This window comes from Peribacillus frigoritolerans, from assembly GCF_040250305.1.
Classification (GTDB): domain Bacteria; phylum Bacillota; class Bacilli; order Bacillales; family DSM-1321; genus Peribacillus.
Window position 1 is genome coordinate 132,323 of the sequence record NZ_CP158190.1, and the last position, 26,192, is coordinate 158,514.

The following is a 26,192-nucleotide window of genomic DNA, read 5'->3' on the forward strand; positions in this document are numbered from 1 at the left end:
GATCAATCACTATAAAATCCTTATAGAAGGAAGGAGAAAGACAAATGGCAAGAGAGTTCTCCTTAGCAAACACTCGTAATATCGGTATCATGGCTCACATCGATGCCGGTAAAACGACAACAACAGAACGTGTTCTATATTACACTGGTAAAATCCACAAAATTGGTGAAACGCACGAAGGTGCATCTCAAATGGACTGGATGGAACAGGAACAAGAACGCGGAATCACGATCACTTCCGCTGCAACAACTGCACAGTGGAAAGGTCACCGTGTAAACATCATCGATACACCAGGACACGTAGACTTCACAGTTGAAGTTGAACGCTCTTTGCGCGTACTTGATGGAGCTGTAGCTGTACTTGATGCCCAATCAGGTGTTGAGCCTCAAACTGAAACAGTTTGGCGCCAAGCTACAACTTACGGTGTACCACGTGTTGTATTCGTAAATAAAATGGACAAAATCGGTGCAGATTTCTTGTATTCAGTTGGAACAATCCACGATCGTTTACAAGCTAACGCTCACCCAGTTCAGTTACCAATCGGAGCAGAGGATCAATTCTCTGCAATCATCGACCTTATTGAAATGAAAACTCATTTCTATGGTAATGACCTAGGAACTGACATCACTGTCGGTGAAATTCCTGAAGAACACCGGGAATTAGCTGAAGAATACCGTGAAAAGTTAATTGAAGCAGTAGCGGAAGTAAATGAAGACTTAATGGAAAAATACCTTGGCGGCGAAGAAATCAGCATTGCTGAATTGAAAGCAGCTATTCGTACAGCAACCGTTAATGTTGAGTTCTTCCCTGTTATTTGTGGATCAGCTTTCAAAAACAAAGGTGTTCAATTAATGCTTGATAACGTTATCGACTTCCTTCCATCTCCATTGGATGTACCAGCTATCAAAGGTACATTACCGGATTCAGAAGAAGAAGTAGAACGTCATTCGGATGATTCTGAACCGTTCTCAGCTTTAGCGTTTAAAGTTATGACTGACCCTTACGTTGGTAAACTTACATTCTTCCGTGTGTACTCAGGTACATTAGAATCAGGATCTTATGTAATCAACTCAACTAAAGGAAAACGTGAACGTATTGGACGTATCCTTCAAATGCACGCTAACAGCCGTGAAGAAATCTCTACTGTATACGCAGGGGATATCGCAGCTGCAGTCGGATTGAAAGATACTACAACTGGAGATACTCTATGTGATGACAAGAACCAAGTAATTCTTGAATCCATGGTGTTCCCAGAGCCAGTTATCTCACTATCAGTTGAACCGAAATCAAAAGCAGACCAAGACAAAATGTCTCAAGCTTTACAAAAGCTACAAGATGAAGATCCAACATTCCGTGCGCATACTGACCAAGAAACTGGTCAAACAATCATCGCTGGTATGGGTGAACTTCACTTGGACATCCTTGTTGACCGTATGCGTCGTGAATTCAAAGTGGAAGCAAACGTTGGTGCTCCTCAAGTAGCATACCGTGAAACTTTCCGTGGTTCAGCAAAAGTTGAAGGTAAATTCGTTCGCCAATCTGGTGGTCGTGGACAATTCGGACACGTATGGATCGAATTTGGTCCAAACGAAGAAGGTAAAGGTTTCGAATTTGAAAATGCTATCGTCGGTGGTGTAGTACCACGTGAATACATCCCTGCTGTACAAGCTGGATTAGTTGATTCACTTGACCGTGGTGTACTTGCTGGTTACCCGCTAGTCGACATCAAAGCAAAATTATTCGACGGATCTTACCATGACGTTGACTCCAATGAAATGGCATTTAAAATCGCTGCATCAATGGCACTAAAAAATGCAGCATCTAAATGTAGTCCTGTCATCCTTGAACCTATCATGAAAGTGGAAGTAGTTATTCCAGAAGATTACCTAGGCGACATCATGGGAGATATCACATCTCGTCGTGGTCGTGTAGAAGGTATGGAAGCTCGCGGTAACACGCAAATGGTTAAAGCGATGGTTCCACTATCTGAAATGTTCGGATATGCTACATCTTTACGTTCTAACACTCAAGGACGCGGAACATTCTCTATGCACTTCGATCATTATGAAGAAGTACCTAAGAGCATTTCTGAAGAAATCATCAAAAAAAATAAAGGTGAATAATTGATTTTCATCTCTTATTAAAGTATAACTATCTTATGTAAGCTGTGATGGAAGAATTAGTCTTCTTTCACAGCCCTTATATACTTAATCTTTTATTTATAATTTTAAGGAGGAATTCCTAATGGGAAAAGCTAAATTTGATCGTTCAAAACCGCACGTTAACGTTGGAACAATTGGTCACGTTGACCATGGTAAAACAACTCTAACTGCTGCAATCACAACTGTACTTGCTAAATCTGGTGGCGCAGAAGCTCGCGCTTATGACCAAATCGATGGTGCTCCAGAAGAAAGAGAACGTGGTATCACAATCTCTACTGCACACGTTGAGTACGAAACAGCTACTCGTCACTATGCACACGTTGACTGCCCAGGACATGCTGACTATGTTAAAAACATGATCACTGGTGCTGCACAAATGGACGGCGGAATCTTAGTAGTATCTGCTGCTGATGGCCCAATGCCACAAACTCGTGAGCACATCCTTCTTTCTCGTCAAGTAGGTGTACCATACCTAGTAGTATTCATGAATAAATGCGACATGGTAGATGACGAAGAACTTCTTGAATTAGTAGAAATGGAAATCCGTGATCTTCTATCTGAATACGAATTCCCTGGCGATGACATTCCAGTTATCAAAGGATCTGCACTAAAAGCTCTTCAAGGAGAAGCAGCATGGGAAGAAAAAATTCATGAATTAATGACAGCTGTTGACGAGTATATCCCAGAACCAACTCGTGACACTGACAAACCATTCATGATGCCAGTTGAGGATGTATTCTCAATCACTGGTCGTGGAACAGTTGCTACTGGTCGTGTTGAGCGTGGACAAGTTAAAGTCGGTGACGTTGTTGACATCATCGGATTCAACGAAGAGTCTAAACCAACAACAGTAACTGGTGTTGAAATGTTCCGTAAACTTCTTGACTATGCTGAAGCTGGTGACAACATCGGTGCACTACTTCGTGGTGTATCCCGTGAAGATATCCAACGTGGACAAGTACTTGCTAAACCAAGCACTATCACTCCACACACAAAGTTCAAAGCTGAAGTTTATGTTCTTTCTAAAGAAGAAGGTGGACGTCACACTCCATTCTTTACAAACTACCGTCCTCAGTTCTACTTCCGTACAACTGACGTAACTGGTATTTGTAACCTTCCTGAAGGCGTAGAAATGGTTATGCCTGGAGACAACATTGAAATGACTGTAGAACTTATCGCTCCAATCGCTATCGAAGAAGGTACTAAATTCTCTATCCGTGAGGGTGGACGTACTGTAGGCGCTGGCGTAGTTGCTACAATCCAAGAATAATTGATTCGTAAAACAATATTGGAAGGGACGCCTTCCGGGAGAAGCAGATGGGACGCCATCTGCTTCTTTTCTTTTTCTAAAGAATATTGAATCTTTCTTCTATAATACCTGTAAAAGTGAAGTGTATTTAATCGGTATCATGAGGATTATCGAATTGAAGAAAATGGATATGAAAGACCATATAGAATGTACTTGTAAATACTTGTGATAGTATGTATAATAATAAAAGTGTGCTGCACAAGAAAAATTCAAGTTTAACTTGCGTTCTGCTTGTGTTTTATGTATAATAGACAATGTTGGTCTTTGACTGCGATGATATGGAAGGTTGCTGACACACCCGGCCGCTTTGCCATGGCGAGTGTGTGGGAAATTTCCATTGAGAAGGTCTATTTCAAAATAGGCGAAAAGGAGGGAAAATTATGGCAAAACAAAAAATTCGTATCCGTTTAAAAGCATATGATCACAGAATTCTTGATCAATCTGCTGAGAAAATTGTTGAAACTGCAAAACGTTCTGGTGCGGCTGTATCTGGTCCAATTCCATTACCTACTGAAAGATCGGTATATACGATCCTACGTGCGGTTCATAAATACAAAGATTCTCGTGAACAATTCGAAATGCGTACGCATAAACGTCTAATCGACATCGTTAATCCAACTCCACAAACAGTTGATTCATTGATGCGTTTAGATTTACCATCAGGCGTTGACATTGAAATCAAATTATAATTCATATAAATATGAACAATTACTCTAGGAGGTGTGACTTATGACCAAAGGAATCTTAGGAAGAAAAATCGGTATGACTCAAGTTTTTGCTGAAAACGGTGAACTTATTCCAGTAACAGTTATCGAAGCTGCTAATAACGTGGTTCTTCAAAAGAAAACTGTTGAAACTGATGGCTATGAAGCAGTTCAAGTTGGTTTTGAAAACAAACGTGAAAAGCTTTCTAACAAACCTGAAAAGGGCCATGTTGAAAAAGCAAATACTACTCCTAAGCGCTTCATTCGCGAATTCCGCGGAACGGATCTTACTGAATATGAGATCGGTCAAGAAGTCAATGTAAGTATTTTCGCTGAAGGCGATTTAGTAGATGTATCAGGAATTTCAAAAGGTAAAGGATTCCAAGGCTCTATCAAGCGTCATGGACAATCTCGCGGACCTATGTCTCATGGTTCTCGTTACCACCGTCGCCCAGGTTCAATGGGTCCTGTAGCTCCAAACCGCGTATTCAAAGGTAAACTTTTACCAGGACGTATGGGTGGAGAGCAAATCACTGTTCAAAACTTAGCTATCGTTAAAGTTGATGTTGAACGTAACCTACTATTGATCAAAGGTAATGTACCTGGTGCTAGAAAAGCATTGATCAAAGTTAAAACTGCTGTTAAAGCAAAGTAATTTCTGAGAAAGGAGGAGCAATAGAATGCCAAAAGTTACATTGTTCAACCAAACAGGTTCACAAGTTGGCGACATCGAACTAAATGAATCCATCTTTGGTATCGAACCTAATAATCACGTATTATTTGAAGCAATCATCATGCAACGAGCTTCCTTACGTCAAGGAACTCATAAAGTTAAAAACCGTTCTGAAGTTGCAGGCGGTGGACGTAAACCTTGGAAACAAAAAGGAACTGGACGTGCGCGTCAAGGTTCTATCCGTTCTCCACAATGGCGTGGCGGTGGCGTTGTTTTTGGACCAACTCCAAGATCTTACGCTTACAAGCTACCTAAAAAGGTACGTCGTTTAGCTATTAAATCTGCATTGTCTGCAAAGGCATTGGAAGAGAACATTTTGGTACTTGAAAGCTTGTCTTTCGAAGCTCCAAAAACAAAAGAGTTTGTAGCTGTACTTAAAAACCTTTCTGTTGATACTAAAACGTTGGTAGTTACTGACGGTTTAGATGAGAAAGTTGCTCTTTCTGCACGTAACATCCCTGGTGTTACTGTAGTTGAAGCTGATGGTCTTAATGTTCTTGATGTTGTTTCACACAACAAATTGATCTTGACTAAATCAGCTGTCGAAAAAGTAGAGGAGGTGCTTGCATAATGGATGCACGCGATATCATTAAGCGCCCCGTAATCACTGAACGCTCTTCAGACATAATGGCTGAAAAGAAATATACTTTTGAAGTTGATGTTAGAGCTAATAAAACTCAAGTTAAAGATGCTGTTCAAGAAATTTTCGGCGTTAAAGTTGAGAAAGTAAACATCATGAACTACAAAGGTAAATTCAAACGCATGGGCAAACATGCAGGCTATACTAACAAGCGCCGTAAAGCTATTGTTAAATTAACTGCTGACAGCAAAGAAATCGAGCTATTCGAGGCTTAATTCATTAGAGAAGGAGGGAAATACAAATGGCGATTAAGAAGTATAAACCTACCTCTAACGGTCGACGTAATATGACAACTTCCGATTTTGCTGAGATCACTACAGACAAACCGGAAAAATCATTACTTGCTCCTTTACACAGCAAAGGCGGCCGTAATAACCAAGGTAAGTTAACAGTTCGTCATCAAGGTGGCGGCCACAAGCGTCAATACCGTATCATCGATTTCAAACGGAATAAAGATGGTATACCAGGACGCGTTGCTACTATTGAGTACGATCCAAATCGTTCTGCAAACATTGCATTAATTAATTACGTTGATGGAGAAAAACGTTATATCCTAGCTCCGAAAAACCTAGAAGTAGGTTTGGAAGTTATGTCAGGTCCAGAAGCTGACATCAAAGTGGGTAACGCACTTCCTCTTATTAACATCCCAGTTGGTACAGTAATTCATAACATCGAACTTAAACCAGGAAAAGGTGGACAATTAGTCCGTTCAGCAGGAACATCTGCTCAAGTACTTGGTAAAGAAGGTCGTTATGTACTTGTACGTTTAAACTCAGGTGAGGTTCGTATGATTCTTGCTACTTGCCGTGCTTCAATCGGTCAAGTTGGTAATGAACAACATGAACTTATCAACATTGGTAAAGCTGGCCGTAACCGTTGGTTAGGTAAACGCCCAACAGTTCGTGGATCTGTAATGAACCCGAATGATCACCCACACGGTGGTGGTGAAGGTAAAGCGCCAATCGGACGTAAATCACCAATGTCTCCATGGGGTAAACCTACTCTTGGATTCAAAACTCGTAAGAAGAAAAACAAATCCGATAAATTTATCGTACGTCGTCGTAAAAAATAACGGGATTGAGCTACGGTTCATATATAGAACCGTAGAACAGTCACGAAGGGAGGTACTCGCATGGGTCGTAGCTTAAAAAAAGGGCCTTTTGTTGATGATCATTTATTGGTAAAAGTTGAAAAATTAAATGAAGCTGACAAGAAACAGGTAGTAAAAACTTGGTCTCGTCGCTCAACAATCTTCCCGCAATTCATCGGACACACAATCGCCGTTTATGACGGTCGTAAGCATGTGCCGGTTTATGTAACAGAAGATATGGTAGGTCACAAACTAGGCGAATTCGCGCCTACACGCACTTATAAAGGTCACGCAAGTGATGACAAGAAAACAAGACGTTAATGAGAGGAGGGCATCTCATGCAAGCTAAAGCTGTCGCTAAAACAGTTCGTATTGCTCCTCGTAAAGTGCGTTTAGTCGCAGATTTAATTCGAGGAAAACAAGTAGGTGAAGCAGTAGCGATTCTTCGCTTAACACCAAAATCTGCTTCTCCAGTCGTAGAAAAAATTCTGAAATCTGCTATCGCAAATGCAGAACACAACTACGAAATGGATATTAATAACCTAGTCGTTTCAGAGGCATACGTTAACGAAGGACCAACATTAAAACGTTTCCGTCCTCGCGCTCAAGGTCGTGCGAGTGCAATTAACAAACGTACTAGTCATATTACAATCGTTGTATCAGAAAAGAAGGAGGGGTAATCTGTGGGTCAAAAGGTAAATCCAATCGGTATGCGTATCGGGATAATCCGTGACTGGGAATCCAAATGGTACGCTGATAAAGACTACGCAGTTCTTTTGCATGAAGACATCAAAGTTCGTGAATATATCGCGAAACGTCTAAATGATGCTTCTGTTTCAAAAGTTGAAATCGAGCGTGCAGCTAACCGTATCAATGTATCTGTCCACACTGCTAAACCAGGAATGGTTATCGGTAAAGGCGGTACTGAGGTCGAAGCACTTCGTAAAGCTTTGAACCAGTTGACTGGCAAAAGAGTTCATATCAATATCATCGAAATTAAAAGAGCAGATCTTGATGCAAAATTGGTTGCAGAAAACATCGCTCGTCAATTAGAAAACCGTGTTTCATTCCGTCGCGCTCAAAAGCAAGCTATCCAACGTACTATGCGTTCTGGAGCAAAAGGAATCAAAACACAAGTTTCTGGTCGTCTTGGCGGTGCTGATATTGCTCGTGCTGAACATTACAGCGAAGGAACAGTTCCACTTCACACACTTCGTGCAGACATAGATTATGCTCATGCTGAAGCAGATACTACTTACGGTAAGCTAGGCGTGAAAGTTTGGATCTACCGTGGAGAAGTTCTTCCTACTAAGAAGAAATCTGAGGAAGGAGGAAAATAATATGTTATTGCCAAAACGCGTAAAATACCGTCGTGAACACCGCGGTAAGATGAGAGGGATGGCTAAAGGCGGCACTGAAGTTCATTTCGGAGAATTTGGACTTCAAGCTCAAGAAGCTTCCTGGATCACGAACCGTCAAATCGAAGCAGCTCGTATTGCGATGACTCGTTATATGAAACGTGGAGGGAAAGTTTGGATCAAAATCTTCCCAAGCAAACCTTACACAGCTAAGCCGCTTGAAGTACGGATGGGTTCCGGTAAAGGTGCTCCTGAAGGTTGGGTAGCAGTAGTTAAACCGGGCAAAGTTATGTTTGAAATCTCTGGTGTATCTGAAGAGGTGGCAAGAGAAGCATTGCGCCTTGCAGCACACAAACTTCCAATCAAATGCAAGTTTGTAAAAAGAGAGGAAATTGGTGGTGAAACAAATGAAAGCTAATGAAATCAAAGATCTAACCACTGCTGAAATTGAACAAAAACTAAAATCTCTTAAAGAAGAACTATTTAATCTTCGTTTCCAGTTAGCTACTGGACAACTTGAAAATACAGCTCGCATCCGTGAAGTTCGCAAATCGATTGCTCGTATGAAAACAGTTGTTCGTCAAAGAGAGATCGGTGTCACTAATCGATAATGAATGGAGGTTTGCAGAATGAGCGAACGCAACCAACGCAAAATCTACACTGGACGCGTAGTATCCGACAAAATGGATAAAACAGTTACAGTTGTTGTAGAAACCTATAAAAAGCATTCTTTATACGGTAAACGCGTGAAATACTCTAAAAAGTTTAAAGCTCATGACGAGCTAAACGAAGCTAAAGCAGGCGACGTAGTACGTATCATGGAAACTCGTCCACTTTCAGCTACAAAACGCTTCCGTCTTGTAGAAGTAGTAGAAAAAGCAGTAATCATTTAATATAGTTCGGATTAAGCTAATTCCGAAGGGAGGTACCGTACATGATTCAACAAGAATCTCGTTTAAAAGTCGCTGACAATTCTGGTGCTCGTGAAGTGCTAACAATTAAAGTCCTAGGTGGTTCTGGCCGTAAAACTGCAAACATCGGTGATATCATCGTTTGTACAGTCAAACAGGCAACACCAGGAGGCGTTGTTAAAAAAGGTGAAGTCGTTAAGGCTGTTGTTGTCCGTACAAAACGTGGTATGCGTCGTCCTGACGGTTCTTACATTCGTTTCGATGAAAACGCATGTGTAATTATCCGTGACGATAAGAGCCCACGTGGAACGCGTATTTTTGGACCTGTTGCTCGTGAATTACGTGACAATAGTTTCATGAAAATCGTTTCTCTTGCTCCAGAAGTTCTATAATATGTAAAATTTGTATAAAGCCTTTCAAGGAGGTGCCAAGCTAATGCATGTTAAAAAAGGTGACAAAGTCGTAGTCATCTCTGGTAAGGACAAAGGCAAACAAGGAACAATTCTTTCTGCATATCCGAAACAAAATCGTGTGCTTGTTGAAGGAATTAACATCGTGAAAAAGCATTCCAAGCCATCTCAACTTAATCCACAAGGTGGAATTATAAGCAAAGAAGCTGCTATTCACGTATCCAATGTAATGCCACTTGATCCTAAATCAGGTAAACCGACTCGTGTTGGATATAAGATCGAAAATGGTAAAAAAGTACGCGTAGCTAAAATATCAGGTGAATCTTTAGATAAATAAGTCATAAATGAAGGGAGGTACACTAAGCAATGAGCCGCCTTAAAGAAAAATTCAGAAGTGAAATTACACCGTCATTGATGGGTAAATTCAACTATCAATCAGTAATGCAAGTACCAAACATTGAGAAAATCGTTATTAACATGGGTGTGGGTGACGCAGTTTCTAACTCGAAAGCTTTAGATACAGCTGTTGAAGAACTTACATTGATCACTGGTCAAAAACCAGTTATAACAAAAGCAAAAAAATCAATCGCAGGTTTCCGTTTGCGTGAAGGTATGCCTATCGGAGCGAAAGTTACATTACGTGGAGAGCGTATGTATCAATTCCTTGATAAGCTAGTATCTGTATCTTTACCGCGTGTACGTGATTTCCGCGGCGTTTCAAAGAAATCCTTTGACGGACGTGGGAACTATACATTAGGCGTTAAAGAACAACTTATCTTCCCTGAGATTGATTACGATAAAGTGAGCAAAGTTCGTGGTATGGACATCGTTATCGTAACGACTGCCAACACTGACGAAGAAGCTCGTGAACTACTTACTCAAGTTGGAATGCCGTTCCAAAAGTAATCTCTAAATAAAGGGAGGCGAAATCGTGGCTAAAAAGTCTATGATCGTAAAGCAAAAACGCGAACAGAAGTTTAAAGTACAAGAATATACACGTTGCGAACGTTGCGGACGTCCACATTCAGTACTACGTAAATTTAAACTTTGTCGTATTTGTTTCCGCGAACTTGCATATAAAGGACAAATTCCTGGCGTTAAAAAAGCTAGCTGGTAAAACCCGAGTTTGGGAAGGAGGTAAAATATAATGGTCATGACAGATCCTATTGCAGATATGCTTACTCGCATCCGTAATGCGAATATGGTTCGTCACGAAAAACTGGAAGTTCCTGCTTCAAAGATCAAAAAGGAAATTGCTGAGATCTTAAAAAGTGAAGGCTTCGTACGTGACTTTGAATTAATCGAAGACAACAAACAAGGTATCATCCGTATCTTCTTAAAATACGGTGCAAACAACGAACGTGTTATCACTGGTCTAAAACGTATCAGCAAACCTGGTTTGCGTGTATATGCAAAAACTGGAGAGGTACCACGCGTTCTTAACGGTTTAGGTATCGCAATTGTTTCTACTTCTCACGGAGTTTTAACAGACAAGGAAGCTCGCTCTAAACAAGTTGGCGGAGAAGTTTTAGCATACGTTTGGTAATACATTTTCACAAGAATGGAGGTGCACATTATGTCTCGTATAGGTAAAAAACCTATTGAAATCCCTGCAGGCGTGACAGTTACTATTACTGGAAGTGAAGTAACTGTTAAAGGACCTAAAGGTGAATTAACTAGATCATTCAATCCTGACCTTTCAATCGTTGTTGAAGAGAACGTGTTAACTGTTACACGTCCGTCTGACGAGAAGGCTCACCGTTCTTTACACGGTACTACTCGCGCACTTATCTCTAACATGGTTGAAGGTGTATCAACAGGTTTCGTAAAATCACTTGAACTTATTGGGGTTGGGTACCGTGCACAAAAGCAAGGTAACAAGCTTGTCCTTAACGTAGGATATTCCCACCCTGTAGAAATAGAGCCAGAAGCTGGCGTTGAAGTCGAAGTTCCTTCTAATACAAAAGTAATCATCAAAGGTGCAAGCAAAGAACGTGTAGGAGCTCTAGCAGCTAATATCCGTGATGTTCGCCCGCCTGAGCCGTATAAAGGTAAAGGTATCCGTTACGAAGGCGAATTCGTTCGTCGTAAAGAAGGTAAAACTGGTAAGTAATGCCGCATAAGTAAACGAAAGGAGTGACGTAAATGATTACGAAGCTTGATAAAAATGCTACTCGTCAGAAAAGACATGCGCGTGTACGTGCTAAGCTTTCTGGAACAGAAGCTCGTCCTCGTTTAAATGTGTTTCGTTCAAACAAACACATTTACGCACAATTAATTGACGATGCAAAAGGCGTAACATTGGCAAGTGCTTCAACTCTTGATAAAGAGATCAATATCGAAGCAGGTAGCAATGCTGAAGCAGCTCAAAAAGTTGGCGAACTTATTGCGAAACGTGCTGTTGAAAAAGGTTTCAAAGCTGTGGTGTTTGACCGCGGTGGTTACCTCTTCCATGGTCGTGTAAAAGCATTGGCTGACGCTGCTCGTGAAAACGGCTTAGAATTTTAATGGATAAGGAGGGACATAACAGATGCGTAGCATTGATCCTAATAAATTAGAACTTGAAGAACGCGTAGTTACAGTTAATCGTGTAGCTAAAGTTGTTAAAGGCGGACGTCGTTTCCGTTTCACTGCACTAGTTGTTGTTGGTGATAAAAATGGTCATGTTGGATTTGGTACTGGTAAAGCTCAAGAAGTTCCGGATGCTATCCGTAAAGCTATTGAGGATGCTAAGAAAAATCTAATTACTGTACCGATGGTTGGTACTACTATTCCTCATCTTGTGAACGGTCGCTATGGCGCAGGTCACATTCTATTGAAACCAGCTTCTGAAGGTACAGGAGTAATTGCTGGTGGTCCTGTTCGTGCGGTACTTGAATTAGGCGGAGTTAGCGATATCTTGTCTAAATCACTAGGTACTAATACACCTATTAATATGGTTCGCGCAACAATTGAAGGATTGAAGCAATTGAAACGTGCTGAAGACGTAGCTAAGTTACGTGGAAAATCAGTACAAGAACTGTTAGGATAAGGAGGGAAATCGAATTATGGCTAATAAATTAGAAATCACCCTCACTCGCAGCTTGATTGGTCGTCCTGAAGATCAACGTGTTACAGTTAACACTTTGGGTTTACGCAAAATGCATCAAACGGTTGTTCAAGAAGATAACCCTGCGATTCGCGGTATGATTACCAAAGTTGCTCATCTTGTTACTGTAAAAGAACAATAAAATAATTTTTAACTTAACAAGGAGGTGCCAACATGAAACTTCATGAGTTAAAAGCTGCAGAAGGTTCTCGTAAAGAACGTAAACGTAAAGGTCGCGGTATTGGATCTGGTAACGGTAAAACAGCAGGTAAAGGACACAAAGGACAAAACGCTCGCTCCGGCGGCGGTGTGCGTCTTGGATTTGAAGGGGGTCAAACTCCTCTATTCAGACGTTTACCTAAACGTGGATTTACCAACATCAACCGTAAAGACTATGCTATCGTGAATCTTGATACGTTAAATCTTTTCGAAGACGGTACTGAAGTAACACCAGCTCTTTTACTTGAGACTGGGGTTGTAAGTAAAGAAAAAGCAGGAATCAAAATTCTTGCCAAAGGAAGCATTGAGAAAAAGCTTACTGTTAAAGCTCACAAATTCTCGTCTACTGCTAAAGAAGCTATCGAAGCTGCTGGCGGTAATACAGAGGTGATCTAATGTTTCGCACGATCTCCAATTTTATGCGCGTGGGTGAAATAAGGAATAAGATTATTTTTACCCTACTAATGTTAATCGTCTATCGCATCGGTACATTTATACCTGTACCGCATGTGAATGCCGATTTTCTCGCTGAACAGGACCAGCTGAGCGTCATCGGTCTTTTAAATACCTTTGGCGGCGGAGCACTGCAAAACTTTTCGATATTAGCGATGGGTATCATGCCTTACATCACGGCATCCATCATCGTTCAGCTGTTACAGATGGATGTTGTTCCTAAGTTCACTGAATGGTCTAAACAAGGGGAAGCAGGGCGCCGTAAATTAGCTCAATTCACTCGTTACTTCACTATTATCCTAGGATTTATCCAAGCTGTTGGTATGTCTTATGGGTTCAATAATATGTCAGGTGGACAGTTGATTGAAAATCCTGGAATTGCAACATACTTGCTTATTGCGACTGTCTTAACGGCAGGAACAGCTTTTCTTTTGTGGTTAGGGGAGCTGATCACTGCTAAGGGTGTGGGTAATGGGATCTCCATCATCATCTTTGCTGGTATCGTAGCTAGTTTGCCAACTACGGCAAATCAGATTTACGCCCAACAATTTGAAAATGCCGGTGATCAATTATTCTTACGAATCATAACGATTATCCTCATTGTTTTAGCAGTATTAGCAATCGTGGTTGCTGTTATCTTCATTCAGCAGGCATTACGTAAAATTCCTATTCAGTATGCGAAACGTGCTGCGGTAGGTCGTACACAAATGGGTGGCCAGTCTACTCATTTACCATTGAAAGTAAATGCTGCGGGGGTTATTCCGGTAATCTTTGCAATGGCATTTATCATTACTCCCACTACAATCGCTTCTTTCTTTGGAAAGAACAGCGTGACTAGTTGGATATCAACAAATCTTGATTATACCAAGCCAATTGGTATGATCATATATGTTGCTCTTATCATTGCTTTTGCGTATTTTTATGCATTCATTCAGGTTAACCCTGAACAAATGGCTGAGAATTTGAAAAAGCAAGGTGGCTATGTGCCTGGGATCCGTCCAGGTAAGAGTACACAAGAATATTTAACACGTGTTTTATACCGTCTGACGTTTGTAGGCTCTATATTTTTAGCCATCATTGCCGTTTTACCGGTATTTTTCATTAAGCTTGCTGATCTGCCTCAATCTGCACAGATTGGTGGAACCAGTTTGCTGATCGTAGTGGGGGTTGCCCTTGATACGATGAAGCAGCTGGAATCACAACTTGTGAAGAGACACTATAAAGGCTTTATAAAGTAATGAGTTTTGGGAACGGCTTGTTCCCTTTACCCATTATAGAGTTTGAGGGGGAAGAAAATTGAATCTAGTGTTAATGGGTCTGCCTGGTGCTGGTAAGGGCACTCAAGCTGAACAAATCGTAGAAAAATATAATATCCCTCATATCTCTACTGGAGATATGTTCCGAACAGCTATCAAAGATGGAACAGAATTAGGTCTAAAGGCGAAATCATTCATGGACAAAGGCGAGTTGGTACCTGATGAAGTTACCATTGGCATCGTACGTGAACGGTTAAGCAAGGAAGACTGCCTCAAAGGATTTTTGCTTGATGGATTTCCACGTACTGTGGCACAGGCGGAAGCACTTGAGGGCATTCTTGCTGATTTAGATCGCAAAATGAATTTTGTCATTAATATCGATGTTGATAAAAGCATCTTAATGGAAAGATTGACAGGACGTCGTATTTGCAAATCATGTGGTGCGACATACCATCTTGTTTTCAATCCTCCTGCTAAAGATGATGTATGCGACCGCTGCGGCGGAGAATTATATCAACGTGCCGACGATAATGCAGAAACGGTTCAAAATCGCTTAGATGTGAATTTGAAACAAACCAAGCCACTTCTTGATTTCTACGGAGATAAAGGATACTTGGTCAACATTAACGGACAGCAAGATATTAATAAGGTATTTGAAAATATCGATGTGTTGCTTGGTGCTTTACAAAATTAATCATTCGTATTGATTTATGAAATTCATACCATTTTTATAACTTACTAGTTAAACTTGGTGCATTCCTATATTACAAAGGGTATAATGGATTTCGCGAGAGCATTCGCACATTTATTAATCAGGTTCTTGTACTTGGTATTCCCTGAATTGGGCGATTACTTTTTAAGTGATCTTCATGGACATATCCGGTCGGCAAAATTGATGAAGAAATGCAGTGACTCTATTGGGATTCCTAAAGAGTCGTGATATAGAGGGTTGAAAGAAGCTATGTCAGGCGTGCGCCTTTCAAACATCTCCCATGCTATTCAAACCTATGTCGAGACTAATTGCTTCTCTATTTCGAGAGTATGTCGGTCACGGAATCGGTCAAGACTTACATGAGGGCCCATAAAATCCTCATTTCGGTCCAACTGATAAAGGTCCTCAGTTAAAGCCTGGTTCTACAAAATGGTGAATACTTGATGCAGAATTGTAAGACTTATGAGGATGATTGGACTGTAGTAATGTTGACGGAAAGATGTGTACCTTTAATAGGTTCACGCATAGAGAAGGGAGAATCACTTTAATGGCGAAAGATGATGTAATTGAAGTAGAAGGCACAGTACAAGAGACTTTGCCAAATGCAATGTTTAAGGTAGAATTAGAAAATGGTCATACTGTTTTAGCTCATGTATCCGGTAAAATTCGTATGCACTTTATTCGCATTTTGCCTGGAGATAAAGTTACGGTTGAGCTTTCCCCGTATGATCTAACTCGCGGCAGAATCACATACCGGTTCAAATAATCCGGTTTCGCTCCGATCTGTATAAGGAGGTTAGATAGCAATGAAAGTCAGACCATCAGTCAAACCAATCTGCGAAAAGTGTAAAGTTATCCGCAGAAAAGGTAAAGTTATGGTTATTTGCGAAAACCCTAAACATAAACAAAAACAAGGCTAAATAGAAGGAGGTGCACTCAAGCATGGCACGTATTGCTGGAGTAGATATTCCCCGTGACAAACGTATTGTTATCTCATTAACATATATATATGGTATTGGAAAACAAACAGCGATCAAGATTCTTGCAGAAGCAGGCGTTTCTGAAGAAACTCGCGTTCGTGACTTAACGGAAGACGAATTGAACAAAATTCGTGATATCATTGACAAGCTTAAAGTAGAAGGCGACCTTCGTCGTGAAATCTCCCTAAACATCAAACGTTTAATGGAAATCGGTTCATACCGTGGTTTACGTCACCGTCGTGGTCTTCCTGTTCGCGGTCAAAATACAAAAAACAATGCTCGTACGCGTAAAGGACCTCGTCGTACTGTAGCTAACAAGAAAAAATAATTAGTAAAGGAGGTTACTTTTCATGGCACGTAAAACTAATACACGTAAACGTCGTGTGAAAAAGAATATAGAAACTGGTATTGCACATATTCGTTCAACATTCAATAACACTATCGTTACGATCACTGACTCTCATGGTAATGCTATTTCTTGGTCAAGTGCTGGAGCTCTAGGATTCCGTGGATCTCGTAAATCCACTCCGTTCGCTGCACAAATGGCTGCTGAAACAGCTGCTAAAACATCAATTGAACATGGTATGAAAACTCTTGAAGTTACAGTTAAAGGACCTGGTGCTGGACGTGAGGCTGCTATTCGTGCACTTCAAGCTGCTGGCCTAGAAGTAACTGCAATTAAAGATGTAACTCCAGTTCCACATAACGGATGCCGTCCACCAAAACGTCGCCGTGTTTAATTTTTCTGTATAGATTTTGTATTCCTGTCAATAATGGGATATAATACTGAGTTTGCGTTCTTACAGAGGATTAATTTTCAGTTGTTGCGCACAGCGGGAACGTATACATGGGGAATTTCGGTTTAAGTGAATTCGTTTTACTTGCCGGGGTTTTGACGTTTTGAAGGAGGGTTTATTGATGATCGAAATAGAAAAACCAAAAATCGAAACGGTTGAAATCAACGACGATACCAAATACGGTAAATTCGTCGTAGAGCCACTAGAGCGTGGGTATGGTACTACATTGGGTAACTCCTTACGTCGTATCCTTTTATCCTCACTCCCAGGTGCTGCTGTCACAGCTATACAAATTGATGGAGTGCTACATGAGTTCTCAACAATTGAAGGCGTCGTGGAAGATGTAACATCTATCATTCTTAATGTGAAAAAACTAGCTCTTAAGATTTACTCTGATGAAGAGAAGACGCTGGAAATTGACGTTCAAGGTGACGGAGTCATCACGGCTGCTGATATCACTCATGATAGTGATGTAGAAATTCTTAATCCGGATTTATATATTGCTACAATTGGTAAAAACGGTCATATGCGTATGCGTTTATCTGCACGTCGCGGCCGCGGCTACACTCCTGCTGTTCAAAACAAGAGAGAAGACCAGCCAATTGGTGTAATTCCAATCGATGCTCTTTACACTCCAGTTTCACGCGTATCTTTCCAAGTTGAAAATACACGTGTTGGACAGTTGTCTAACTTTGACAAGTTAACGTTCGATGTTTGGACTGATGGCAGTACTGGTCCGCAAGAAGCGGTAGCACTTGGAGCTAAGATTTTAACAGAGCATTTAAATATCTTTGTTGGTTTAACCGATGAAGCTCAAAATGCTGAAATCATGGTTGAAAAAGAAGAAGATCAAAAAGAAAAAGTTCTTGAGATGACGATCGAAGAATTAGACCTTTCTGTTCGTTCTTACAACTGCTTGAAACGTGCTGGAATCAATACCGTTCAAGAGCTAGCTCATAAAACGGAAGAAGATATGATGAAAGTACGTAATCTAGGACGTAAATCACTTGAAGAAGTGAAAGCGAAACTAGAAGAATTAGGCTTAGGTCTTCGTAAAGACGACTGATAACATGGCGGAATCAATCCATTATGTTGTGAGCCTTGTTATAGACACACAATATAGAACTTCAACAAAGGAGGGAATCTCTAATGGGTTACAGAAAGTTAGGACGCACTAGCGCACAACGTAAAGCATTACTTCGTGATTTAGCTACGGATCTTATTATCCATGAGCGCATTGAAACTACTGAAGCACGTGCAAAGGAATTACGTTCTGTAGTAGATAAAATGATCACTCTTGGTAAACGTGGTGACTTGCATGCACGCCGTCAAGCTGCATCTTTCATCCGTAACGAAATCGCTGACGCTGAGAATGGCACAGATGCCCTTCAAAAACTATTCAGTGACGTGGCTCCACGTTATGAAGAACGTCAAGGTGGATACACTCGTATCATGAAAGTTGGTCCACGCCGCGGTGACGGTGCACCAGTCGTGGTTATTGAATTAGTTTAATAACAACGATGAAAAAGGGCGGGACAAATGAATATACTCACTTGTTCTATGCCCTTTTTCTTTTTTTAAAATAGAAATTCTGTACTTTAGAAATTCGCATTGAGTGTTACGATGGCTGGCGGAACCTGTATCATGCAGGGAGCCTTCACGTCTAGCTCAAGCATCCCTTCCCGCTTTTGATAAGCGATTATAAGATAACCTGTTTTTCGTAACAGGCCCGCTGTTAGCTGCTCTTAATTTACCGAAAATTCTTTCGGTGGAAGGGGTGCAGCGTTTTTTTATATTTTCAGAAGGAAAAACTACTATATTTATATTGAGTGAGCAGAGTTAGTTTAGACGAGTGCAGTCGAGAATGAGGAGGGCCACATGGTGAAGAAGCTGGTTTCTTTAAATAATATTGTTTTTAAATATGAGGGTCAGTCTCGAAACGCCTTGGATGATGTTTCTTTTGATATTCATCAGGGGGAGTGGCTTGCGATTGTCGGACATAATGGCTCTGGCAAGTCGACATTAGCGAAGTTACTGAATGGTCTTCAGTTCGCTAACTCAGGTACCATTACGATTAATGATCAACTTTTGACAGAAGAATCCGTTTGGGATGTACGCCAGAAAATTGGCATGGTTTTTCAAAACCCAGATAATCAATTTGTAGGCACTACAGTTCAGGATGATGTGGCTTTTGGTTTAGAAAACGCCGGTGTTTCTCAGCAGGTTATGGTGGAGCGTGTTCATGGTGCGTTAAATAAGGTTAAAATGAATGCCTTTCTTAATCAAGAGCCGCACCATCTATCCGGCGGTCAAAAGCAAAGAGTGGCCATAGCAGGTGTAATAGCCCTGCAGCCAGACATAATCATCTTAGATGAAGCAACCTCCATGCTTGACCCAAGAGGCCGTGAAGAAGTGCTTGAAACAGTTAGGGAATTAAAGCAGGAAAACGATATTACTGTCATATCAATCACCCATGATCTTGAGGAAGCTGCGAAAGCTGATCGAATGATAGTCATGAACCAAGGTCGGCTATATCGTGAAGGATCGCCTCAGGATATTTTTGAGTTAGAGGAAGAATTGATTGCTCTTGGTCTGGATATTCCCTTTTCAGTGAAACTAACCAAGGAGTTACAAAAAAATGGTGTTCGTGTAGTTGATGGGCATTTGACAGAGGAAGAGTTGGTGAAGGATTTATGCGAATTACACTCGATGATGTAGAATACCGCTATCAGGTGAATACTCCTTTTGAACATCTAGCCCTTCATGATGTCAATATTTCAATGGAGCCGGGAACCTATACCGCAATCATCGGGCATACAGGGTCCGGGAAATCCACGCTACTGCAGCATTTGAATGCTCTTTTAAAACCGACGAAGGGTCGGGTTTTCATTGGGGATCGGACGATTGAAGCCGGAAGAAAAGAAAAGGCTTTGCGGCCAATAAGACAAAAGGTCGGAATTGTTTTTCAGTTTCCGGAACATCAGTTATTTGATGAAACGGTTGAAAAGGATATATGTTTCGGTCCGATGAACTTTGGCGTTTCTGAAATCGATGCTAAGAAACTGGCCAGGAAAGCCATAGCGCAAGTCGGACTGAATGAGGAAGTTCTAGAAAAATCTCCATTCGACTTATCCGGCGGACAAATGCGACGGGTGGCCATCGCTGGGGTACTTGCCATGGAGCCGGAAGTATTGGTGCTTGATGAGCCTACAGCGGGTCTGGATCCGCGAGGACGCAAAGAAATCATGGATATGTTTTATGATCTGCATAAAGCAAGAGGCATTTCAACGATTCTGGTGACTCATAGCATGGAGGATGCAGCCAAGTACGCGGATGACATCATTATCATGCATAAGGGTACGGTGTTCAAAAAAGGAACCCCGCAGGAAATTTTCTCGGAGCCGGAACAATTAATGGAGCTTGGCCTGGATGTTCCTGATACGGTCCGCTTTCAGCTAAAGCTCCAGAAGGAACTTGGTGTTCGATTTGATCATCCATGTCTTAATATCGGTGATTTAGCGATAGAAATAGATAAAGCCATGAAACGGGGGAACCGCTGATGCTGGATAAAATGATTATCGGGCGTTATGTCCCTGCAAATTCACTGATGCACAAGATGGATCCAAGGGCTAAATTGCTCCTCGTGTTCCTGTTTGTTTGTGTCGTCTTTTTGGCGAATAATGTCGTTTCTTACGGTTTGCTTGCTGTATTCACCATCCTTTTGATCATTCTTTCCAAAATACCGCTTCGTTATCTTTATAATGGGTTAAAACCGATCTTTTTCTTGATTGTATTTACATTCCTTCTCCATATATTTTTTACGAAAGAAGGGGATTTGCTTTTTGAATACGGTTGGTTTGAAATCTATGAAGGCGGTCTGATTCAAGGTTTTTTCATATCAGTAAGATTTACTTTATTAATCCTTGTTACGTCACTTTTAACTTTGACGACATCCCCGATATCCATTACAGATGGGATGGAAGAGCTGTTGGGGCCCTTGAAAAAGTGGAAGATGCCTGTACATGAACTGGCATTGATGATGTCCATTGCCCTTCGTTTCATTCCAACGCTAATGGAGGAAACGGAAAAAATCATGAAGGCTCAAACTGCAAGGGGCGTTGACTTTTCATCTGGCCCGATAAAGGACAGGGTTAAATCGATTGTACCGCTGCTTGTTCCTTTATTTGTTAGTTCGTTCAAACGGGCTGAGGAATTGGCAACTGCCATGGAATCAAGAGGATACCGTGGCGGGGAAGGCCGCACGAAATATCGCCAATTGAACTGGAAGATGAGTGATAGTCTTTTGATGGTCTCAATCGGTGTTCTAACGGTCATGTTATTTTTATTACGTTCATAATAAGGAAGAGAACTATGCCAAAATATAAATGTGTGATTGCTTATGACGGCACGGATTTTGCTGGTTATCAGGTGCAGCCTGAGAAGCGCACCATACAAAGTGAATTCGAGGCAGTCTTGGCCCAAATGCATAAAGGCACAATTATAAAAGTGACTGCTTCAGGCAGGACAGATTCAGGGGTCCATGCAAAGGGGCAGGTGCTTCACTTTGAATCGCCCCTTACATTCCCTACGGAAAATTGGGTAAAGGCGTTCAGCGCCCTCCTTCCGACCGATATCATCGTTCTGGAAGTCGACATCGTGCCTGACGATTTTCATGCAAGGTTCCATACGACTGGGAAAGAGTACCGGTATATCATAGCCCGCTCGAAACTGCGGGATCCGTTCCAGCGAAATTACTCTTATCATTATCCCTACCCATTAGATGGGGAGGCGATGAAGGAAGCAATCTCCTACTTGATCGGGACACATGACTTTACAAGTTTTTGTTCGGCTAAAACGGAAGTGGTCGATAAAGTTCGAACGATACAAGTGATGGATTTTGAAGAGAGCGATGGTTTCATGATTTTCCGCTTCGTTGGCGAAGGTTTTTTGTATAACATGGTGCGTATCTTGGTTGGGACGCTCCTGGATGTCGGCAGCGGCAAGATGTCACCCCATGATATGAGCGGGATTTTGACCAAAAAGGACCGCAGTTTTGCAGGGAAAACAGCACCAGCCCAAGGCTTATATTTATGGAAAGTTTTTTACAAATAAAATTATTTTCGAAGTGATACCAGTTTTTTTACAACTGGGAAACGAGATGAACTCAGTAATGGAGCGGTTTGACGCTACACTGAACTTTTCATGGAGTTGCAGAGAGTGTTTTATAGACAACTTATCCTAGTGTAACATTCCCTTGACAATGAATCTGGGAGAAGTTAATATAATATGGTATGTATTTTAATCCCACGATAAGCCCCGGAAGTTTATTGTGATTGAAAATAAATATAAAAAATTAAAAAGTTTTTTAGGAGGTTAACCATGCGTACGACATTTATGGCGAAAGCTAATGAAGTAGAACGTAAATGGTATGTGATTGACGCTGAAGGCAAAACTTTGGGTCGCCTTTCTACTGAAGTAGCATCCATCTTACGTGGTAAACATAAACCAACTTTTACACCGAACATTGACACTGGTGATCATGTAATTCTAATCAATGTTGAAAAAATCCACTTGACTGGTAAAAAATTGACTGACAAAATTTATTACCGTCACACTATGCATCCAGGCGGTCTTAAAACTAGAACTGCTCTTGAAATGCGTACAAACTACCCTGAGAGAATGCTTGAACTTGCTATCAAAGGTATGCTTCCAAAGAATTCTCTTGGTCGTCAAATCTACAAAAAATTACACGTATACGCTGGAGCTGAGCACCCACACGCTGCTCAACAACCAGAAGTATACGAATTACGCGGATAATTACTAAGGAGGTTACTATCTTGGCACAAGTTCAATATTATGGTACTGGTCGCCGTAAGAGCTCAGTAGCTCGTGTACGTTTAGTACCAGGCGAAGGTCGCATCGTTATTAACGGTCGTGACATCAATGAATATATTCCTTTCGCAGCATTACGTGAAGTTGTAAACCAACCACTAGTTGCAACAGAAACTACTGGAAATTACGACGTTCTAGTAAACGTTAGCGGTGGTGGATACACTGGTCAAGCTGGAGCAATCCGTCACGGTATCGCTCGTGCATTGCTTCAAGTTGATCCAGAATACCGTCCATCTCTTAAAACTGCTGGTTTACTAACTCGTGACCCACGTATGAAAGAGCGTAAAAAATACGGTCTTAAAGGCGCACGTCGTGCACCTCAGTTCTCAAAACGTTAATTCCATTACCGTTTCAAAGACTCTCAACCATTTTGGTTGGGAGTCTTTTTTATGCCCGGAAAATGTGTGTAACTGAAATATTAAAAAGCATATCCGGGATCTCCCGGATATGCTTTATTTTAAATACTCATTTAATAATTTTAGTTATGAGATTCACCTTGGCTTTTTTTGATTGCGGCTTTTCCCGGCATGAAGCATGCAAAAATTAACGCCACAAAAGATAAGACTAACATGAAAACATAGGCATCACTTGAGCCAAAAATGGAGGCTAATGCCTCTAGTTGTATAGCTGTAATGTTTTCATTTTGCATTGATAGCTCAGAAGCATGTGAAGTTGCCTGCATTGTATATACTGTGATGACAACTGCTGTTCCGATGGCACCTGACAATTGGCGAATGGTATTATTTACAGCTGAACCATGGGAACCCAATTCTCTTGGTAAAGCATTCAACCCTGCTGTATTTAATGGCATGGTAATGAAGCTCAAGCCAATTCGTAATATTATGGTACGAACCATTATATAGCTATAGGTTGTGGATTCGCTTATATCTATGACTCCCCACATCGACACAATGATAAATACCAAACCTGTAATAAAGAGTGGTTTAGCACCATATTTATCAAACATTTTACCTGTGACAGGGGATAAGAAGGCATTAATCACAGCTCCGGGTAATAGCAGTAAACCTGCTTCAAATGCTGTAAAACCTCGTCCATTCTGCAAGTAGATTGGTAAAAGAATTAAATCCGCATACATGATCATCGTAATTAGTACATTGATGAAGGATGTAAGCGTGAAAACTTTATACTTGAATACAGATAAATTTAATAGTGGATCGCTGGATTTCATTTGTCGTATACAGAATAGAGTCGACACGATCATTCCGACGAGTATTGCAGTGATGACAACGGGATCATTCCATCCCTTGCTTCCTGCGCTACTAAATCCAAATAATATACAGCCAAAACCAATCGTCGATAAAATGACACTTGTGATATCTAATTTTGCTTTTGTTGTCTCTGCAACATTCATTAAATATTTGAACGCTAGAACGATGACGATTATTAAGAATGGGATTAACCCAATGAATAGCCATCTCCATGAAACATATTCAATGATAAAACCAGATAATGTAGGGGCTATGGCCGGAGCAAAAATTATCGCAAAGCCGATTGTCCCCATAATGCTTCCACGCTTTTCGCTAGGATATAAATATAAAATAACCGTCATCATTAGAGGTATAATAATCCCGGCACCAATTGCTTGTATCATTCTGCCCGTTAACAGCACGCCAAAATTCCCCGCCCATGCACAAAGTACAGATCCGATTAACAAAAAGAACATCGAGCTAATAAAAAGCTGCCTTGTTGTAAACCGTTTCATTAAAAAGGCAGTGATGGGCACTAAAACACCGTTCACTAGCATAAAACCTGTTGATAACCATTGTACAGTTGCAGCCGTTACATGAAATACGTCCATTAAACCACTCAATGCAACATTTAATAAAGTTTGATTTAATGTTGATAAAAAACACCCGGCAATCAGTACAATTAATAAAACTTTTTTATTTCTTTCAGTTATGTCCATTCGTAAACCCCTTCATTTTTGACTTGCTTTATCAACACCGTGTCGATAAAATCGATAGTAACAAAAATATATGTTACTTACCATGAACAGTTTTCTTGAAAATGTTCACTAATCGACATAGAAATATATGCTGTTGAGAAAGTTAAAGAAAATCTATAAAGGAGATTAAAATGTCTATACCTAAAAAAGAAGATCCTCGTACAATTCGGTCAAGGGAAATGTTTGAAAACGCTGTCATTGCTCTCTTATGCGAGGACCCCATAATATCAAATTTAACAGTTCAGAAAATTGCAGCCAAAGCAGGGTTGAATCGGACAACATTTTACTTACATTATCAGGATATTCAAGATTTACTAACGCAAATCACCGATGAGATTTTAAATGAGCTTTCCAATAAAATTTTTGCCTTAATACATGCAAAAGATTTATCAGAAAAACAACAGCTAACACAATTACTTGATTATTTATATATCCATCGGAACTATTTACTTATTTTATTTAAAACGAATCAGTTTGAGGACCAGTTGTTTTCATTATTAAAGCAATTAGTAGAAATAAGAAGGAAGAATACCAAGGAGAATTTACCTGCTGATTATGTTGACATTGACATTAAAACAGCCTCATTGGTAGGCATTATAATATGGTGGATAAGAAAGGGGCTTCATTTTAGTTCAGATTATATTGCCAATCAAATTTATTTAATGTACAGGGTGCAATGATGTTGGGGTTGTTTTTTTAGGAAAAAGATTTGTCCCATTTTCAGCATCAGATCCAAGTGAAACGCCGCGGTGACGTTGGTGACAGGTGTGTTCCATTTGTTTACACATGAGTTTACTTATGTAATACAGAATTTTTTGTAAAATCCATATTTATTAAGTTCCTGTTTAGGAGTATGATAATACTTAAAAAAGAAAGAGGACTTCATATGAATTCAACATACTCACCGATTGAAACAACTAAAACAAAAGCCTTGGTCATCAATGCGCTATTCATTGCATTAACCCTTGTAGCGACAATGTTCATCAACATCAAGCTCCCAATAATGGGTAACGGCGGCCTGATCCATCTGGGTAACGTTCCGCTTTTTATAGCAGCTTTGGTTTATGGCAAAAAAACAGGGGCGATAGCAGGCGCCTTCGGAATGGCCTTCTTCGATCTTTTTTCCGGTTGGGCAGCATGGGCACCGTTTACATTCATCATCGTAGGAGCAATGGGCTTTCTAGCCGGCCTTATATCCGAAAAGGTACCGGGTAAAAGGGAACTTGTTTACACTATGGCCGTTGCCGTTGCTTTGATTATTAAAATCGTCGGCTACTATTTTGTCGAAGTTATTCTTTATGGTAACTGGATACAGCCATTTGGCTCCATCCCCGGAAACGTAATGCAGGTCGTAATAGCCGGTATAATTGTAGTGCCGCTTGCTGGCCGATTAAAGAAGAGAGCTGGACAGGTATAAAGGGAACAAATTCAGGAAACCATTTCAAACATTGCGTTGGGCATGGAAAATTGAACTGCGCTCTTAATTTCGAACAGTTAAAAGAAATGTTGCCA

At 40.7% G+C, this 26,192-nt stretch carries 40 protein-coding genes; 39 read left to right on the forward strand and 1 reads right to left on the reverse strand.

The window, feature by feature from the left end; translation table 11 throughout:
• The first annotated feature begins 44 nt into the window (after positions 1 to 44).
• From fusA to rpsI, 37 genes are all read left to right on the forward strand, one after another.
• Positions 45 to 2,123, forward strand: a complete 2,079-nt coding sequence (gene fusA, locus ABOA58_RS00690) for an elongation factor G (RefSeq protein WP_053537044.1) — start codon at positions 45 to 47, stop codon at positions 2,121 to 2,123.
• Between the two features lie 121 nt (positions 2,124 to 2,244).
• Positions 2,245 to 3,432, forward strand: a complete 1,188-nt coding sequence (tuf, locus tag ABOA58_RS00695; RefSeq protein ID WP_054398381.1) for an elongation factor Tu — start codon at positions 2,245 to 2,247, stop codon at positions 3,430 to 3,432.
• Positions 3,433 to 3,851: 419 nt separating this feature from the next.
• Positions 3,852 to 4,160: a 30S ribosomal protein S10 gene (gene rpsJ, locus ABOA58_RS00700; protein ID WP_019244375.1), complete on the forward strand. Its 309-nt coding sequence runs from the start codon at positions 3,852 to 3,854 to the stop codon at positions 4,158 to 4,160.
• Positions 4,161 to 4,200: 40 nt separating this feature from the next.
• On the forward strand, positions 4,201 to 4,830 hold the full coding sequence (rplC, locus tag ABOA58_RS00705) for a 50S ribosomal protein L3 (protein ID WP_034305028.1): 630 nt from the start codon (positions 4,201 to 4,203) through the stop codon (positions 4,828 to 4,830).
• A gap of 25 nt (positions 4,831 to 4,855) precedes the next feature.
• Complete coding sequence (gene rplD, locus ABOA58_RS00710) at positions 4,856 to 5,479, forward strand: 50S ribosomal protein L4 (protein ID WP_034305025.1); 624 nt, start codon at positions 4,856 to 4,858, stop codon at positions 5,477 to 5,479.
• On the forward strand, positions 5,479 to 5,763 hold the full coding sequence (gene rplW, locus ABOA58_RS00715) for a 50S ribosomal protein L23 (RefSeq protein ID WP_034305023.1): 285 nt from the start codon (positions 5,479 to 5,481) through the stop codon (positions 5,761 to 5,763). The genes rplD and rplW overlap by 1 nt, the downstream gene beginning before the upstream one ends.
• Before the next feature lie 26 nt (positions 5,764 to 5,789).
• On the forward strand, positions 5,790 to 6,620 hold the full coding sequence (gene rplB, locus ABOA58_RS00720) for a 50S ribosomal protein L2 (protein WP_034305021.1): 831 nt from the start codon (positions 5,790 to 5,792) through the stop codon (positions 6,618 to 6,620).
• Positions 6,621 to 6,680: 60 nt separating this feature from the next.
• Positions 6,681 to 6,959, forward strand: coding sequence for a 30S ribosomal protein S19 (gene rpsS, locus ABOA58_RS00725; RefSeq protein WP_034305018.1), 279 nt, complete (start codon positions 6,681 to 6,683; stop codon positions 6,957 to 6,959).
• Between the two features lie 17 nt (positions 6,960 to 6,976).
• Positions 6,977 to 7,318, forward strand: coding sequence for a 50S ribosomal protein L22 (rplV, locus tag ABOA58_RS00730; RefSeq protein ID WP_034305017.1), 342 nt, complete (start codon positions 6,977 to 6,979; stop codon positions 7,316 to 7,318).
• 3 nt (positions 7,319 to 7,321) lie between these two features.
• On the forward strand, positions 7,322 to 7,978 hold the full coding sequence (gene rpsC / locus ABOA58_RS00735) for a 30S ribosomal protein S3 (RefSeq protein WP_034305014.1): 657 nt from the start codon (positions 7,322 to 7,324) through the stop codon (positions 7,976 to 7,978).
• A gap of 1 nt (position 7,979) precedes the next feature.
• Complete coding sequence (rplP, locus tag ABOA58_RS00740; protein WP_034305012.1) at positions 7,980 to 8,414, forward strand: 50S ribosomal protein L16; 435 nt, start codon at positions 7,980 to 7,982, stop codon at positions 8,412 to 8,414.
• Positions 8,404 to 8,607: a 50S ribosomal protein L29 gene (gene rpmC / locus ABOA58_RS00745; RefSeq protein ID WP_034305010.1), complete on the forward strand. Its 204-nt coding sequence runs from the start codon at positions 8,404 to 8,406 to the stop codon at positions 8,605 to 8,607. Before rplP ends, rpmC begins: the two co-directional genes overlap by 11 nt.
• 18 nt (positions 8,608 to 8,625) lie before the next feature.
• Positions 8,626 to 8,889 (forward strand): 30S ribosomal protein S17, encoded by a 264-nt coding sequence (gene rpsQ, locus ABOA58_RS00750; protein WP_048677887.1) that lies wholly within the window; start codon positions 8,626 to 8,628, stop codon positions 8,887 to 8,889.
• 41 nt (positions 8,890 to 8,930) lie between these two features.
• The gene (rplN, locus tag ABOA58_RS00755) at positions 8,931 to 9,299 is read left to right on the forward strand and encodes a 50S ribosomal protein L14 (protein ID WP_034305005.1); all 369 of its coding nucleotides are present in this window, start codon (positions 8,931 to 8,933) and stop codon (positions 9,297 to 9,299) included.
• A gap of 43 nt (positions 9,300 to 9,342) precedes the next feature.
• Positions 9,343 to 9,654, forward strand: coding sequence for a 50S ribosomal protein L24 (gene rplX, locus ABOA58_RS00760; protein WP_034305002.1), 312 nt, complete (start codon positions 9,343 to 9,345; stop codon positions 9,652 to 9,654).
• 29 nt (positions 9,655 to 9,683) lie between these two features.
• Positions 9,684 to 10,223 carry a 50S ribosomal protein L5 gene (rplE, locus tag ABOA58_RS00765; RefSeq protein WP_034305000.1) on the forward strand — a complete coding sequence of 180 codons (540 nt, stop codon included), beginning with the start codon at positions 9,684 to 9,686 and terminating at the stop codon, positions 10,221 to 10,223.
• A gap of 25 nt (positions 10,224 to 10,248) precedes the next feature.
• Complete coding sequence (locus tag ABOA58_RS00770; protein WP_034304998.1) at positions 10,249 to 10,434, forward strand: type Z 30S ribosomal protein S14; 186 nt, start codon at positions 10,249 to 10,251, stop codon at positions 10,432 to 10,434.
• A 30-nt stretch (positions 10,435 to 10,464) separates the two neighbouring features.
• Positions 10,465 to 10,863 carry a 30S ribosomal protein S8 gene (rpsH, locus tag ABOA58_RS00775; RefSeq protein ID WP_034304995.1) on the forward strand — a complete coding sequence of 133 codons (399 nt, stop codon included), beginning with the start codon at positions 10,465 to 10,467 and terminating at the stop codon, positions 10,861 to 10,863.
• 30 nt (positions 10,864 to 10,893) lie between these two features.
• Positions 10,894 to 11,430, forward strand: coding sequence for a 50S ribosomal protein L6 (gene rplF / locus ABOA58_RS00780; RefSeq protein WP_192207445.1), 537 nt, complete (start codon positions 10,894 to 10,896; stop codon positions 11,428 to 11,430).
• A gap of 32 nt (positions 11,431 to 11,462) precedes the next feature.
• Positions 11,463 to 11,825 (forward strand): 50S ribosomal protein L18, encoded by a 363-nt coding sequence (gene rplR, locus ABOA58_RS00785; protein WP_101225873.1) that lies wholly within the window; start codon positions 11,463 to 11,465, stop codon positions 11,823 to 11,825.
• A 22-nt stretch (positions 11,826 to 11,847) separates the two neighbouring features.
• A complete protein-coding gene (gene rpsE / locus ABOA58_RS00790) occupies positions 11,848 to 12,348 on the forward strand; it encodes a 30S ribosomal protein S5 (protein WP_034304987.1) in 501 nt (166 codons plus the stop codon).
• A 16-nt stretch (positions 12,349 to 12,364) separates the two neighbouring features.
• Complete coding sequence (gene rpmD, locus ABOA58_RS00795) at positions 12,365 to 12,547, forward strand: 50S ribosomal protein L30 (RefSeq protein WP_034304984.1); 183 nt, start codon at positions 12,365 to 12,367, stop codon at positions 12,545 to 12,547.
• A 32-nt stretch (positions 12,548 to 12,579) separates the two neighbouring features.
• Entirely contained in the window at positions 12,580 to 13,020 is a 441-nt protein-coding gene (gene rplO / locus ABOA58_RS00800; protein WP_034304982.1) for a 50S ribosomal protein L15, read from the forward strand.
• The gene (gene secY, locus ABOA58_RS00805) at positions 13,020 to 14,315 is read left to right on the forward strand and encodes a preprotein translocase subunit SecY (protein ID WP_034304981.1); all 1,296 of its coding nucleotides are present in this window, start codon (positions 13,020 to 13,022) and stop codon (positions 14,313 to 14,315) included. The genes rplO and secY overlap by 1 nt, the downstream gene beginning before the upstream one ends.
• A 58-nt stretch (positions 14,316 to 14,373) precedes the next feature.
• Positions 14,374 to 15,027 carry an adenylate kinase gene (locus ABOA58_RS00810; protein WP_350300872.1) on the forward strand — a complete coding sequence of 218 codons (654 nt, stop codon included), beginning with the start codon at positions 14,374 to 14,376 and terminating at the stop codon, positions 15,025 to 15,027.
• 565 nt (positions 15,028 to 15,592) lie between these two features.
• Positions 15,593 to 15,811: a translation initiation factor IF-1 gene (gene infA, locus ABOA58_RS00820; protein ID WP_028390440.1), complete on the forward strand. Its 219-nt coding sequence runs from the start codon at positions 15,593 to 15,595 to the stop codon at positions 15,809 to 15,811.
• 40 nt (positions 15,812 to 15,851) lie between these two features.
• The gene (gene rpmJ, locus ABOA58_RS00825) at positions 15,852 to 15,965 is read left to right on the forward strand and encodes a 50S ribosomal protein L36 (RefSeq protein WP_003156543.1); all 114 of its coding nucleotides are present in this window, start codon (positions 15,852 to 15,854) and stop codon (positions 15,963 to 15,965) included.
• A gap of 22 nt (positions 15,966 to 15,987) precedes the next feature.
• Positions 15,988 to 16,353: a 30S ribosomal protein S13 gene (rpsM, locus tag ABOA58_RS00830; RefSeq protein WP_034304978.1), complete on the forward strand. Its 366-nt coding sequence runs from the start codon at positions 15,988 to 15,990 to the stop codon at positions 16,351 to 16,353.
• Positions 16,354 to 16,375: 22 nt separating this feature from the next.
• Entirely contained in the window at positions 16,376 to 16,765 is a 390-nt protein-coding gene (gene rpsK / locus ABOA58_RS00835; RefSeq protein ID WP_028390438.1) for a 30S ribosomal protein S11, read from the forward strand.
• 178 nt (positions 16,766 to 16,943) lie between these two features.
• Entirely contained in the window at positions 16,944 to 17,888 is a 945-nt protein-coding gene (locus ABOA58_RS00840) for a DNA-directed RNA polymerase subunit alpha (RefSeq protein ID WP_034304976.1), read from the forward strand.
• An 83-nt stretch (positions 17,889 to 17,971) separates the two neighbouring features.
• The gene (gene rplQ / locus ABOA58_RS00845; RefSeq protein WP_034304973.1) at positions 17,972 to 18,334 is read left to right on the forward strand and encodes a 50S ribosomal protein L17; all 363 of its coding nucleotides are present in this window, start codon (positions 17,972 to 17,974) and stop codon (positions 18,332 to 18,334) included.
• Between the two features lie 366 nt (positions 18,335 to 18,700).
• Complete coding sequence (locus ABOA58_RS00850; RefSeq protein WP_101225875.1) at positions 18,701 to 19,540, forward strand: energy-coupling factor ABC transporter ATP-binding protein; 840 nt, start codon at positions 18,701 to 18,703, stop codon at positions 19,538 to 19,540.
• On the forward strand, positions 19,516 to 20,382 hold the full coding sequence (locus ABOA58_RS00855; RefSeq protein ID WP_053537046.1) for an energy-coupling factor ABC transporter ATP-binding protein: 867 nt from the start codon (positions 19,516 to 19,518) through the stop codon (positions 20,380 to 20,382). Before ABOA58_RS00850 ends, ABOA58_RS00855 begins: the two co-directional genes overlap by 25 nt.
• On the forward strand, positions 20,382 to 21,179 hold the full coding sequence (locus ABOA58_RS00860; RefSeq protein ID WP_137024085.1) for an energy-coupling factor transporter transmembrane component T family protein: 798 nt from the start codon (positions 20,382 to 20,384) through the stop codon (positions 21,177 to 21,179). Before ABOA58_RS00855 ends, ABOA58_RS00860 begins: the two co-directional genes overlap by 1 nt.
• Before the next feature lie 14 nt (positions 21,180 to 21,193).
• On the forward strand, positions 21,194 to 21,934 hold the full coding sequence (truA, locus tag ABOA58_RS00865) for a tRNA pseudouridine(38-40) synthase TruA (RefSeq protein ID WP_350300873.1): 741 nt from the start codon (positions 21,194 to 21,196) through the stop codon (positions 21,932 to 21,934).
• A gap of 267 nt (positions 21,935 to 22,201) precedes the next feature.
• The gene (gene rplM, locus ABOA58_RS00870; RefSeq protein WP_034304960.1) at positions 22,202 to 22,639 is read left to right on the forward strand and encodes a 50S ribosomal protein L13; all 438 of its coding nucleotides are present in this window, start codon (positions 22,202 to 22,204) and stop codon (positions 22,637 to 22,639) included.
• A gap of 20 nt (positions 22,640 to 22,659) precedes the next feature.
• The gene (gene rpsI, locus ABOA58_RS00875) at positions 22,660 to 23,052 is read left to right on the forward strand and encodes a 30S ribosomal protein S9 (RefSeq protein WP_034304957.1); all 393 of its coding nucleotides are present in this window, start codon (positions 22,660 to 22,662) and stop codon (positions 23,050 to 23,052) included.
• Positions 23,053 to 23,192: 140 nt separating this feature from the next.
• Here the strand turns inward: rpsI and ABOA58_RS00880 are convergent, their stop codons facing one another.
• Positions 23,193 to 24,641 carry a DHA2 family efflux MFS transporter permease subunit gene (locus ABOA58_RS00880; protein ID WP_350300874.1) on the reverse strand — a complete coding sequence of 483 codons (1,449 nt, stop codon included), beginning with the start codon at positions 24,639 to 24,641 and terminating at the stop codon, positions 23,193 to 23,195.
• A 170-nt stretch (positions 24,642 to 24,811) separates the two neighbouring features.
• Between ABOA58_RS00880 and ABOA58_RS00885 the strand changes: the two genes are divergently transcribed.
• Together ABOA58_RS00885 and ABOA58_RS00890 are read left to right on the forward strand one after the other, a co-directional pair.
• Positions 24,812 to 25,360 carry a TetR/AcrR family transcriptional regulator gene (locus ABOA58_RS00885; RefSeq protein WP_350300875.1) on the forward strand — a complete coding sequence of 183 codons (549 nt, stop codon included), beginning with the start codon at positions 24,812 to 24,814 and terminating at the stop codon, positions 25,358 to 25,360.
• A gap of 206 nt (positions 25,361 to 25,566) precedes the next feature.
• A complete protein-coding gene (locus tag ABOA58_RS00890; protein ID WP_350300876.1) occupies positions 25,567 to 26,097 on the forward strand; it encodes an ECF transporter S component in 531 nt (176 codons plus the stop codon).
• Positions 26,098 to 26,192 lie beyond the last annotated feature (95 nt).

Excerpts from the sequence above, each read along its gene's own strand:
- rplO (WP_034304982.1), top strand. The coding sequence starts at position 12,580 with ATGAAACTTCATGAGTTAAAAGCTGCAGAAGGTTCTCGTAAAGAACGT.
- rplD (WP_034305025.1), top strand. The coding sequence starts at position 4,856 with ATGCCAAAAGTTACATTGTTCAACCAAACAGGTTCACAAGTTGGCGAC.
- rpsK (WP_028390438.1), top strand. The coding sequence starts at position 16,376 with ATGGCACGTAAAACTAATACACGTAAACGTCGTGTGAAAAAGAATATA.
- ABOA58_RS00890 (WP_350300876.1), top strand. The coding sequence starts at position 25,567 with ATGAATTCAACATACTCACCGATTGAAACAACTAAAACAAAAGCCTTG.
- tuf (WP_054398381.1), top strand. The coding sequence starts at position 2,245 with ATGGGAAAAGCTAAATTTGATCGTTCAAAACCGCACGTTAACGTTGGA.
- ABOA58_RS00860 (WP_137024085.1), top strand. The coding sequence starts at position 20,382 with ATGCTGGATAAAATGATTATCGGGCGTTATGTCCCTGCAAATTCACTG.
- rpsJ (WP_019244375.1), top strand. The coding sequence starts at position 3,852 with ATGGCAAAACAAAAAATTCGTATCCGTTTAAAAGCATATGATCACAGA.
- rplE (WP_034305000.1), top strand. The coding sequence starts at position 9,684 with ATGAGCCGCCTTAAAGAAAAATTCAGAAGTGAAATTACACCGTCATTG.
- rplP (WP_034305012.1), top strand. The coding sequence starts at position 7,980 with ATGTTATTGCCAAAACGCGTAAAATACCGTCGTGAACACCGCGGTAAG.
- rpmD (WP_034304984.1), top strand. The coding sequence starts at position 12,365 with ATGGCTAATAAATTAGAAATCACCCTCACTCGCAGCTTGATTGGTCGT.
- rplV (WP_034305017.1), top strand. The coding sequence starts at position 6,977 with ATGCAAGCTAAAGCTGTCGCTAAAACAGTTCGTATTGCTCCTCGTAAA.
- rpsH (WP_034304995.1), top strand. The coding sequence starts at position 10,465 with ATGGTCATGACAGATCCTATTGCAGATATGCTTACTCGCATCCGTAAT.
- rpsM (WP_034304978.1), top strand. The coding sequence starts at position 15,988 with ATGGCACGTATTGCTGGAGTAGATATTCCCCGTGACAAACGTATTGTT.
- rplR (WP_101225873.1), top strand. The coding sequence starts at position 11,463 with ATGATTACGAAGCTTGATAAAAATGCTACTCGTCAGAAAAGACATGCG.
- rplX (WP_034305002.1), top strand. The coding sequence starts at position 9,343 with ATGCATGTTAAAAAAGGTGACAAAGTCGTAGTCATCTCTGGTAAGGAC.
- rpsE (WP_034304987.1), top strand. The coding sequence starts at position 11,848 with ATGCGTAGCATTGATCCTAATAAATTAGAACTTGAAGAACGCGTAGTT.
- rplB (WP_034305021.1), top strand. The coding sequence starts at position 5,790 with ATGGCGATTAAGAAGTATAAACCTACCTCTAACGGTCGACGTAATATG.
- ABOA58_RS00840 (WP_034304976.1), top strand. The coding sequence starts at position 16,944 with ATGATCGAAATAGAAAAACCAAAAATCGAAACGGTTGAAATCAACGAC.
- ABOA58_RS00885 (WP_350300875.1), top strand. The coding sequence starts at position 24,812 with ATGTCTATACCTAAAAAAGAAGATCCTCGTACAATTCGGTCAAGGGAA.
- rpsS (WP_034305018.1), top strand. The coding sequence starts at position 6,681 with ATGGGTCGTAGCTTAAAAAAAGGGCCTTTTGTTGATGATCATTTATTG.
- truA (WP_350300873.1), top strand. The coding sequence starts at position 21,194 with ATGCCAAAATATAAATGTGTGATTGCTTATGACGGCACGGATTTTGCT.
- rplM (WP_034304960.1), top strand. The coding sequence starts at position 22,202 with ATGCGTACGACATTTATGGCGAAAGCTAATGAAGTAGAACGTAAATGG.
- ABOA58_RS00850 (WP_101225875.1), top strand. The coding sequence starts at position 18,701 with ATGGTGAAGAAGCTGGTTTCTTTAAATAATATTGTTTTTAAATATGAG.
- ABOA58_RS00855 (WP_053537046.1), top strand. The coding sequence starts at position 19,516 with ATGCGAATTACACTCGATGATGTAGAATACCGCTATCAGGTGAATACT.
- infA (WP_028390440.1), top strand. The coding sequence starts at position 15,593 with ATGGCGAAAGATGATGTAATTGAAGTAGAAGGCACAGTACAAGAGACT.
- rplW (WP_034305023.1), top strand. The coding sequence starts at position 5,479 with ATGGATGCACGCGATATCATTAAGCGCCCCGTAATCACTGAACGCTCT.
- rplN (WP_034305005.1), top strand. The coding sequence starts at position 8,931 with ATGATTCAACAAGAATCTCGTTTAAAAGTCGCTGACAATTCTGGTGCT.
- rplC (WP_034305028.1), top strand. The coding sequence starts at position 4,201 with ATGACCAAAGGAATCTTAGGAAGAAAAATCGGTATGACTCAAGTTTTT.
- fusA (WP_053537044.1), top strand. The coding sequence starts at position 45 with ATGGCAAGAGAGTTCTCCTTAGCAAACACTCGTAATATCGGTATCATG.
- rplF (WP_192207445.1), top strand. The coding sequence starts at position 10,894 with ATGTCTCGTATAGGTAAAAAACCTATTGAAATCCCTGCAGGCGTGACA.
- ABOA58_RS00880 (WP_350300874.1), bottom strand. The coding sequence starts at position 24,641 with ATGGACATAACTGAAAGAAATAAAAAAGTTTTATTAATTGTACTGATT.
- rplQ (WP_034304973.1), top strand. The coding sequence starts at position 17,972 with ATGGGTTACAGAAAGTTAGGACGCACTAGCGCACAACGTAAAGCATTA.
- secY (WP_034304981.1), top strand. The coding sequence starts at position 13,020 with ATGTTTCGCACGATCTCCAATTTTATGCGCGTGGGTGAAATAAGGAAT.
- rpmC (WP_034305010.1), top strand. The coding sequence starts at position 8,404 with ATGAAAGCTAATGAAATCAAAGATCTAACCACTGCTGAAATTGAACAA.
- rpsQ (WP_048677887.1), top strand. The coding sequence starts at position 8,626 with ATGAGCGAACGCAACCAACGCAAAATCTACACTGGACGCGTAGTATCC.
- rpmJ (WP_003156543.1), top strand. The coding sequence starts at position 15,852 with ATGAAAGTCAGACCATCAGTCAAACCAATCTGCGAAAAGTGTAAAGTT.